This is a genomic window from Armatimonadota bacterium (genome assembly GCA_031081585.1).
GTDB lineage: Bacteria > Sysuimicrobiota > Sysuimicrobiia > Sysuimicrobiales > Humicultoraceae > Geohabitans > Geohabitans tengchongensis.
Map to the genome: position 1 here is coordinate 1 of JAVHLY010000055.1, position 9,132 is coordinate 9,132.

8 protein-coding genes and 1 pseudogene are annotated in these 9,132 nt (G+C 72.1%); 8 read left to right on the forward strand and 1 reads right to left on the reverse strand.

Annotation, left to right across the window (positions count from 1 at the left end; all coding sequences use genetic code 11):
* Positions 1-51 precede the first annotated feature (51 nt).
* On the reverse strand, positions 52-798 hold the full coding sequence (locus tag RB146_13675) for a DUF1751 domain-containing protein (GenBank protein ID MDQ7830014.1): 747 nt from the start codon (positions 796-798) through the stop codon (positions 52-54).
* 344 nt (positions 799-1,142) lie between these two features.
* Here RB146_13675 and RB146_13680 point away from each other — a divergent pair, with 344 nt between their 5' ends.
* The 8 genes and pseudogenes from RB146_13680 to RB146_13715 all read left to right on the forward strand — a co-directional run bounded on the left by RB146_13680 (position 1,143) and on the right by RB146_13715 (position 8,529).
* Entirely contained in the window at positions 1,143-1,550 is a 408-nt protein-coding gene (locus RB146_13680) for a DUF5678 domain-containing protein (protein ID MDQ7830015.1), read from the forward strand.
* A 3-nt stretch (positions 1,551-1,553) separates the two neighbouring features.
* Entirely contained in the window at positions 1,554-1,967 is a 414-nt protein-coding gene (locus RB146_13685) for a hypothetical protein (protein ID MDQ7830016.1), read from the forward strand.
* Between the two features lie 229 nt (positions 1,968-2,196).
* Complete coding sequence (locus RB146_13690) at positions 2,197-2,406, forward strand: PAS domain-containing protein (GenBank protein MDQ7830017.1); 210 nt, start codon at positions 2,197-2,199, stop codon at positions 2,404-2,406.
* Positions 2,407-2,418: 12 nt separating this feature from the next.
* Positions 2,419-2,919: pseudogene (locus RB146_13695) on the forward strand (histidine kinase dimerization/phospho-acceptor domain-containing protein).
* Positions 2,920-2,940: 21 nt separating this feature from the next.
* Positions 2,941-3,402: an ATP-binding protein gene (locus RB146_13700; protein MDQ7830018.1), complete on the forward strand. Its 462-nt coding sequence runs from the start codon at positions 2,941-2,943 to the stop codon at positions 3,400-3,402.
* A 10-nt stretch (positions 3,403-3,412) separates the two neighbouring features.
* A complete protein-coding gene (locus tag RB146_13705) occupies positions 3,413-3,844 on the forward strand; it encodes a response regulator (protein ID MDQ7830019.1) in 432 nt (143 codons plus the stop codon).
* Positions 3,841-6,306, forward strand: coding sequence for a GAF domain-containing protein (locus RB146_13710; GenBank protein ID MDQ7830020.1), 2,466 nt, complete (start codon positions 3,841-3,843; stop codon positions 6,304-6,306). Before RB146_13705 ends, RB146_13710 begins: the two co-directional genes overlap by 4 nt.
* Positions 6,307-6,399: 93 nt before the next feature.
* The gene (locus tag RB146_13715; GenBank protein MDQ7830021.1) at positions 6,400-8,529 is read left to right on the forward strand and encodes a hypothetical protein; all 2,130 of its coding nucleotides are present in this window, start codon (positions 6,400-6,402) and stop codon (positions 8,527-8,529) included.
* The last annotated feature ends 603 nt before the right edge of the window (positions 8,530-9,132 follow it).

Consider the following 9,132-nt stretch of genomic DNA (forward strand, 5'->3'; position numbering starts at 1 on the left):
TCGCCGCGCTGGAGTCCGGCCGTCCCGTCGGCGGGCCCGATCCTGGCCCAGCTAGTGCCGGTCTTCCAGGTCCACCTGCCGCACCAGCCGGCGGAAGCGCCGTTTCGTCTGCCACCGCCGGTACCAGGCCAGCGGGCTCAGGGTGGGCCCGTCCCGCCGGATGGCCCGCCGCCCGCGCCCGCCCCGTGACCACCCGACCCGCCAGGTGGCCGGGTCTACCCGCCCCGTCGCCGACGCCCAGGCGACGCCGGGCCCGGCCAGCGCGAACAGCCCCAGGGGGAAGGGGAAGCTGAAGAAGACCAGCGCCGTAGCCCCCACGGCGATCCAGCGGAACTGCACCGGGAGGACGAAGAAGAGGAGGGCCTGCTCGTAGGGGCGCAGCGCCCCCCAGGCCACGATGGTGCCGGCGAGGGGCAGCCACAGCCCCGCCAGCCCCACGCCCCGGCCGAGCAGCGCGGCGCCGAGCCCGAGAGCCGCCGCCGGCGCGGCCGTCGCCATCGCCAGGAAGGTCAGGTAGCGGACGCGGCCCCATGACCGCTCCAGGCTGCCGGCGAACATCCAGAAGACGTACAGGCCCACGAGCAGCCAGAGCGGGTGGCCGGCGCCGACCAGTGCGTAGGTGAGCAGGGTCCACGGGCGGGGCAGCGCCTCCCAGGTGTGGAAGACGAGCGCGTCGAGGGGTCCGCCGGCGCCGACGAAGGCCAGGAGGAAGGTGGCGGCGTTGGCCAGCAGGATGGCCCAGGTGACGGGGACGCCGCCGGGCAGGCCGGCCAGGAAGGAAGAAGAACGGGCCGTCACGGTGCGGGGATCGTCCGGACGGGGTTGTGGCGGTGGGGCGCCGTCCGCCAGGGGAGGTCGGGACCGGCCCGCCAGGCGCAGGGTTCCGCCTGCACGAGCCGCCCGCCTCCGGGGCGGTGGGGGGCGCGATCGCGTTCGATCGGGGCGCGCGGTGCGTCCTCCACAGGGTCCACCTTCCGTGCGAGGGTTCTCAGCCGTACCAGGGTGCCCGATGCGCTTCCAGCGTAGCAGACCGCGCGCCGCCCGACCCGCCGCCCGCGCCCAGGCCCGGGCGGGTCGCCCCGGTGATGTTGTCTTGCTAACATAAGTGAGCTTTGTTAGCATCACGGGAGGGAGGTGTGGTCATGGCCCGAGGGACGACGCTCTACCTGCGCGGGCTCCCCGAGCCCCTGGTGCGTGAGGCGAAGGCGACGGCAGCCCGCCGCGGGGTGACGCTGGCGGCACTGGTGGCCGAGGCCCTGCAGCAGGTGGTCGGCGCGCCGCCCGCCGGTGCCGCGGCTGCCTCCGGCGCAGCCGCAGGCGTGGCCGAGAGCATGCGCTGGTTCGAGGCGAACCGCCGCCGCCTGCTGCGCCGCTACCGCGACCAGTACGTGGCCATCGACCGGGGCCGCGTCATCGACCACGACCGCGACTTCGACGCGCTGGCGCGCCGGGTCTTCGCCCGGGTGGGCACGCGCCCGGTCTTCATGCCCAAGGTGACGGCGGAGGAGCGGGTCGTCGCGGTCCCCTCGCCCCGGCTGGTCGGCGCCTAGCCGATGGCGCGCCCGCCGCGGCAGCCTGGTCGGCGCTGGCCCGCCCCACCCGACGCCTTCCCCTACGACGCCCGCCGCAGTCCGCCGGCTCCCGTGCTCCCGGTACGCCTGGGACCGCCGCGCACCGAGCCGGCCACGGCGGTGGCGGCGCTCGTGGACAGCGGCGCCGACATCACCGTGTTCCCCGAGGGCCTGCCGCAGGCGCTCGGCCTGCCCCGGGTGAGCGAGGTGACGGTCCGCGGGGTGGCGGGGACGGCCCGCGTCCCCGTGTACGCCGCCGAGGTGGAGGCGGCCGGAAGGCGGCAGATCGTCGAGGTGGTGGGCCTGGGCGGAGAAGCCTTGCTGGGCCGGGACCTGCTCAACCGCTGGGTCGTGACCCTCGACGGCCCCCGTCGCACGATGCACCTCCGGGGATAGCGTGGCCTCTCGCCCCGCGCGGCCGGAGGGGAGGGGGGAGAGCTGCACGTCCGAGCGTGGGGCCCACACCGCGCGGTGCCCACACTCCACATCTGGACTGCGACGTCGAACGCCTGGGCATGGTCTTGGAGAGGACGACGCGTGAGGAGGTCCCCGGCCCCCGGTCCCGACGCCGCCCCGGGGCGTTGAGAGTAGCGGGTCAGGCCGCAGTGCAGCGTCGGGGGTCTTGATGGTGCCAAAGTCCGCAGGGAGACGCCCTGCCCTGGTCGGACGCTCGACCGGCGCCGCATCGAGGGAGGCCGCGTACCCAGCTGCCCACCAAGAGGATCAGGCCATCTCCTTCCGGCTGCTCTTCGAGCACAACCCCCTGCCCATGTGGGTGTACGACCTCGAGACCCTGCGGTTCCTGGAGGTCAATGCGGCAGCCCAGGCCCACTAGGGGTACTCCCGTGAAGAGTTCCTCGCCCGTCGGATCTCCGACATCCGGCCGGCTGAGGATGTCCCGCGGCTGCTGGCGGACATTGCGCAGCCGCGGCCGGCCCTCCAGCGCTCCGGGGAGTGGCGACATCAGACCAAAGACGGGCGCATCATCGACGTCCTGATCGTCTCCCACACGTTGCGGTTCGCCGGACGCCCGGCCGCCCTGGTGGTCGCCTATGACATCACCGAGCGCAAGCGGGCCGAGACGGCGCTCCGCGCCCTCACCCAGGAGCTGGAGCGGCGGGTCCAGGAGCGCACCGCGCAGCTGGAGGCGGCCAACCGCGAGCTGGAGGCGTTCAGCTACTCCGTGGCCCACGACCTTCGCGCCCCGCTCCGCAGCATCGACGGCTTCAGCCAGGCCCTGCTGGACGACTACGGCGCGGCCCTGGACGAGAACGCCCAGGACTACCTCCGGCGCGTGCGCCAGGCCAGCCAGCGGATGGCCCAGCTCATCGACGACCTGCTGGAGCTCTCGCGGATCACGCGCGCGGTTATGCGCGAGGAGCGCGTCGACCTCTCCCACCTGGCGGAGCACATCCTGCAGGAGCTCCGGCACCGCGATCCCCACCGGGCCGTGGACACGACCGTAGCCCCCGGCCTGGTGGTGACGGGAGACACGCGCCTGTTGCGGGTCGCCCTCGTGAACCTTCTGGAGAATGCCTGGAAGTTCACCACCCCCCGCCACCCGGCCCGGATCGAGGTGGGCGCATGGACCACCGCCAGCGGGCCGGTTTTCTTCGTCCGAGACAACGGCGTCGGGTTTGAGATGGCGTACGCCGACAAGCTCTTTGCGCCGTTCCAGCGCCTCCACAAGGCGAGCGAGTTTCCGGGGACGGGCATCGGGCTGGCCACGGTGCAGCGGATCATCCACCGCCATGGAGGTCGCATCTGGGCGGAGGCGGCGGTGGAAGCGGGCGCGACGTTTTTCTTCACGATCCCGGCGAGGGGTTCATAGGAGGCGGGCGATGGACGAACGGACGATCTTGCTGGTGGAGGACAACCCGGACGACGTGGCCCTGACCCTGCGCGCCCTACGGGGGCACCACATTGCCAACCGGGTCGTGGTGGCCGAAGACGGAGCCGAGGCGCTGGCCTACCTCTTCCAGGAGCGGGGCTCGGCGCAGGACGCCCTCCCGGCGGTCGTCCTGTTGGACCTGAAGCTCCCGAAGGTCGACGGGCTGGAGGTGCTGCGCCGCCTCCGGGCCGACGAGCGGACGAAGTGGCTCCCCGCGGTCATCCTCACCTCCTCCCGGGAGGAGCAGGACCTGGTCGCCGGGTACGTGCTTGGCGCCAACAGCTACGTGCGCAAGCCCGTCGACTTCATGCAGTTCGCCGAGGCCGTCCGGCAGCTCGGCCTGTACTGGCTGGTCCTCAACGAGCCTCCGCCCTCCCCATGAGGCCCACCGCGGCGCGGGACCCGGCGGCGCCGCCGACACCGCTACGCGTCCTGATCGTCGAGGACAACCAGGACGACGCGCTCCTGCTGGTCCGCCAGCTGCAGCAGGCGGGCTACGTCCCATCCTGGCGGCGCGTGGAGACCGCCGGAGCCCTCGCCGACGCGCTGCAGGAGGCGGCCTGGGACCTCGTCCTCTGCGACTTCACCATGCCGCAGTTCACGGCGGTGGACGCGCTCCGCCTGCTCCAGGAGCGCGAGGTGGACCTTCCCTTCCTCATCGTGTCGGGTACGGTGGGCGAGGATGTGGCCGTCGAGGCGATGAAGGCTGGCGCCCACGACTACATCATGAAGGGGCACCTCGCCCGCCTGGCACCGGCGGTGGCACGGGAGCTGCGCGATGCCGAGGTCCGGCGGGAGCGCCGACGGGTCGAGGAAGAGCTGCGCAAGCTCTCCCGGGCCGTGGAGCAGGGTCCGGGCATCGTCGTCATCACCGACCCGCTCGAGCGCATCGAGTACGTGAACCCCAGGTTCACCGCGGTCACCGGCTTCACGCCGGAGGACGTCCTCGGCATGCCTGTCCACCGGCTGGCCGACCCCGTCGTACCGGAGCAGCAAGAGGCCCGCCTCGCCACCTTGCGGGGCGGCGGGACCTGGCAGGGGGAGCTCCATGCCTACCGCAAGGACGGCACGCGCTACTGGGAACTGGCCACGGTCTCGCCCATCCGCGACGGGCGGGGCCGGATCACGCACTACGTCAAGGTGGCCGAGGACATCACCGAGCGTAAGCGGGTCGAGGCGGCGCTGCGTGAGGCCGACCAGCGCGCCATCCGGGAGTACCGGCAGCTCCTGGAGCGCCTGGCCGATCTGGAACAGCGGGTCGGGACGGCGCACGAGCTCCGGCAGGTCTTCCGCGCCGTGCGTGACTTCGTGGCCTCCTCCGTGCCGTTCGATCGGCTCGCCGTCTACCTGGACGACCCCACGGGAGCGCATCGCACCTGCGTCTATGCTGCAGCCGCTGAGGGCGAGGAGCAGCCCGGCCAGCCGCCGGCCGTGGTGGATAGCGCGTCGCGGGCTCGTGAAGCCCTGCTGGAGCCCGAGCTGGCCGGCCCAGGCGGGGTCCCCGACGCGGGGCACCTCGTCGACGAGACCATCGAAGGGCAGGGAGCACCCCAGGCGGAGGCACCGGCGATGCTCGTGGTGCCGCTCGCAGTGATGGGCCGCACCATCGGGGCCCTGGAAGTGCAGGGCACTGGCCCGGCGCCCTACCTCCCGGAGCACGTCGTGGCCGTCCAGGTGGCCGCCAGCGTGGCCGCCATCGCCATCGAGAACGTCCAGCTCCTCGACCGTGAGCGCCGGCTGCGGGAGCAGGCCGAGCGCCGGGTGCAGCGGCTGGGGGCCCTGCGGGCCATCGAGATGGCCATCGGCAGCAGTCTGGACGTGCGCGTCACGCTCAACGTCATCCTCGACCAGGTGACGCTGCAGCTGGGCGTGGACGCGGCCTGCGTCTTGCTGCTCGCCCGGACACAAACGCTCAGGTTCGCCGCCGCCCGGGGATTCCGCACGACGGCCCTGCAGCGCACCCACCTGCGGTTGGGCGAAGGGTATGCCGGCCAGGCGGCCCTCGAGCGCCGGCGGATCGAGGTGAGCGACCTCCGCATGCACCCGGGCGCGTTCACCCGCTCGCGGCTCTTTCCGCAAGAGGAGTTTGTCGCCTACATGGCCGTGCCCCTGGTGGCCAAGGGGCAGGTGAAAGGGGTGCTGGAGCTCTTCCACCGCTCCCCGCTCGCCCCGGAGGAGGAGTGGCTGGACTTCCTGGACGCGGTGGCGATGCAGGCGGCCATCGCCATCGACCACGTCGCGCTCTTCGACGACCTGCAGCGATCGAACGTCAACCTGACGCTGGCGTACGACACCACCCTGGAAGGGTGGTCACGGGCGCTGGACCTCCGCGACAGGGAGACCCAAGGCCACACGCAGCGCGTCGCCGAGCTGTGCGTTCGGTTGGGCCAGGCCGCGGGTCTGGGTGAGGAGGACCTGATCCACCTGCGTCGCGGCGCGCTGCTCCACGACATCGGCAAGATGGGCGTCCCCGACGCGATCCTGCACAAACCCGGCCCGCTGACCGATGCCGAGTGGGCGGTCATGCGCCAGCATCCCGTCTATGCCTACGAGCTGCTCGCGCCCATCGACTTCCTGCGCCCGGCACTGGACGTCTCCTACTGCCACCATGAGCGGTGGGATGGGAGCGGCTACCCGCGCGGCCTGCGGGGTGAGGCCATCCCGCTGGCTGCCCGCATCTTCGCGGTGGTGGATGTGTGGGACGCCCTGACGTCGGAACGCCCGTACCGTCCGGCGTGGAGCCGCGAGGAGGCGCTGGCCTACATCCGCGAGCAGGCCGGGCGGTTGTTCGACCCGCGCATCGCCCGGATCTTCGTCGACCTGGTCGAGCGGGGGGACGCCTGACCCGTCAGGGGGAAGGTCTCCCGGCCCGCTCAGGATCAGGCCGGCGGCCCCTGACTAAACCCCTCCCCCGGGCGGGCAGTTTCCTGTGACGGCATGCGAGTCGCCCCTCTCCTCCTCGTCGCCGGCCTGGCGGCAGCGGCCGCGGCAGGGCCTGCCCGTGCGGTCCCGGCGGTTGCGCGTGCGCCCGCGGCGGCCGCGCAGCAGCCCGCGGCGGCCGCGCAGGAGCCCGCAGCGGCCCCGCGCCTGCCCGCCGGTCTCCCGCGGGAGCTCGCCGGGGTCACCGTCCTCGTCGACCGCGTGGGCGGCCGCGTCGACTGGTCGCACGCCACCGGCCTCATCGCCGCAGGGATCGTGGGGCGGGACGGCTACGCCGACATCGAGCTGCTCCGCCCCGACGGCACCCGCCTGGCCTGCCTCACCTGCGGCCACCCGCAGGTCCCCCAGCAGCACAACGACCTCCCCGCCTGGCACCCCTCGGGGGAGTACATCCTCTTCCAGTCCCAGGACCCCGCGCTCGACCTCCCCGTCGGCGAGCGGCTGGAGGCATACCTCACCCAGGGCGGGGCCGGGCTGAACCACAACCTGTGGCTCATCACCCGGGACGGCCGCCGGGCCTGGCAGCTCACACGCGTCCGCGCGGGCGAGGCCAGCCTCCACCCGCACCTCAGCCCCGACGGGCGCACCGTCTTCTGGGCGGCGCGCGTCCAGGAGGGGCGGCGCAAGGTCTGGGCCCTGCGGCTGGCCGACCTGGTGCTGGACGGCCGCGAGGCCCGCCTGGTCAACGTGCGCACGCTGCGCCCGCGCGGCGACCCCCAGACCTTCTACGAGAGCCACGGCTTTACGCCCGACGGCCGCACGGTGATCTTCTCGGCGAGCATCGGCCGCGCCCACCCCTTCGACCTGGACGTCTGGACGATGGACCTGCGCACGGGGCGGCTGCGGAACCTGACCGACACGCCGGGGGAGTGGGACGAGCACGCCCAGATCTCGCCGGACGGCCGCACCATCGTGTGGATGACCGACCGCGGCTACCCGGTGCCGGTGCGGGACTTCTCCCGCTACGGCGCCGCCCTGCGCACCGACTACTGGCTGATGGACGCCGACGGCGGCCGCCAGCGCCGGCTGACCTTCTTCAACGAGCGCGGTGCCCCGGAGGACGCGGGGGGCCGCACCATCGTGGCCGACAGCTCGTGGAACCGTGCGGGGAATGCGCTGGTGGCCACCATGATCGTCTTCGCCGGCGGGCAGCCCGAGCGGCGCATCGTCCGCCTCGACCTGGCGCTCAGGGGCGCGGGCGTCGCGCCCCACCGACCGGCCACCCCGGGGGGTGGAACGCCGGAGCCCACGGTCCAGGAACGGCAGTGCATGGCCAGTGGCTGGAACCGTGTGGTGCTCCCGGTGGCCGGTCTGCAGCGCACCCTGTTCTGGCGGGGACCCGACGGGCCCTGGACCAGGGGAGCCGTCATCGTGTTGCACGGCGGCGGCGGCGAGCACACCCACTTCTGCGTGGCCAGTCCCCCCATCGTCGCGCCGCAGGTGCGGTGGGCCGAGCGGGCCTTGGCGCAGGGCTTTGCCGTGTTCGCGCTCAACTCCTCGGATCGGGTGACCGACAGCCAGGGGCGCGTCTGCGGCAAGGTGTGGGACGACGAGGTGCGGGAGCGTCCGAACCTCGACCTGCCCTTCATCGGCGAGGTCATCCGGGCCGTGATCCCCCAGACGCGGCCCGCCGGCAGCCGGACCGAGGTCTTCCTCACCGGCCTCTCGTCCGGCGGCTACATGACGACGCGCGCCGCCACGCACTTCGACGGGCTGGTGACCGCCTTTGCGCCGGTCTCGAGCGGGGACCCCTACGGCTGGCACCGAATCTGTGAGCCGGGCCTGACCCCGCGCACCGTCGTGCACGGGGCGGGGTTCGACAACGAGACGGGCAAGCAGATCATCGAGCCGGGTGCCTGCCAGGCCGAGCGGTACCCCAACGAAAAGCCCTGGGAGAGCATGAACCCGCCGGTCAAGCCGGCCTTCCGCGTCTTCCACCACGAGGATGACGGCATCAACGACCGCTCCTGCGCGGAGAAGGTGATCCGGCAGTTGCGCGCGCACGGGTATCGGGAGGTGCCGGCCTTCTGGCTGCGGGGGAACGGGCAGCGCAGTCTGGCCAACCACCTGTGGCAGGACGCCTACAACGTCCCGCTCCTGGAGTTCTTTGCCAGCCAGCTCCGATAGGCGCAGGCCTCGCTAGCGCCGCTGCAGGCGGCGGGCCACCTCGAGCAGCGCCCGCAGGTCCTCGACCGTCAGCCCGCGGGCCACGCCGAGCAGCTCGTCGATCAGCACCTGGACCTCCCGCCGCCGCGCGGTTGCGGCATGATCCACGAAGCCACGAAAGTGTCCAAGGAACCGGGACCGGTGCAGCTCCCGCTTGAAGGGCGAGCGGGAGTGGCAGCCGCAAAAGCCGGCCACAAGGGAACATACCGTTCTGCTTTTGAAGCTGCATGGGTCGCTGCATTTCAGGATTGAAAGGGCGGAGAAAGAGGACTATCAAGTGACCCTGAAAAAGCGACCTTACACGTATCAAGGACGGGGTATGCGGTTTACTATAATTCCGCCGGAATATGAGAAAAGATTCGAGATAGGGGTATTCCGAGACCTCTGGAATCGCGCGTTCAGGGCTGTGGCGGGCGCCGACAGCCTGGTATTTCTGGGCTACTCGCTTCCGGTAACTGACGCTCATGAGCGTGTGCTAAAGTCCGTTGAGAAATGAGGGAAGCGGCCCCGGCGTGGTGAATGAATCTGTGGGTGCAAACCCAAACACCATGCGGAAGGGAGACC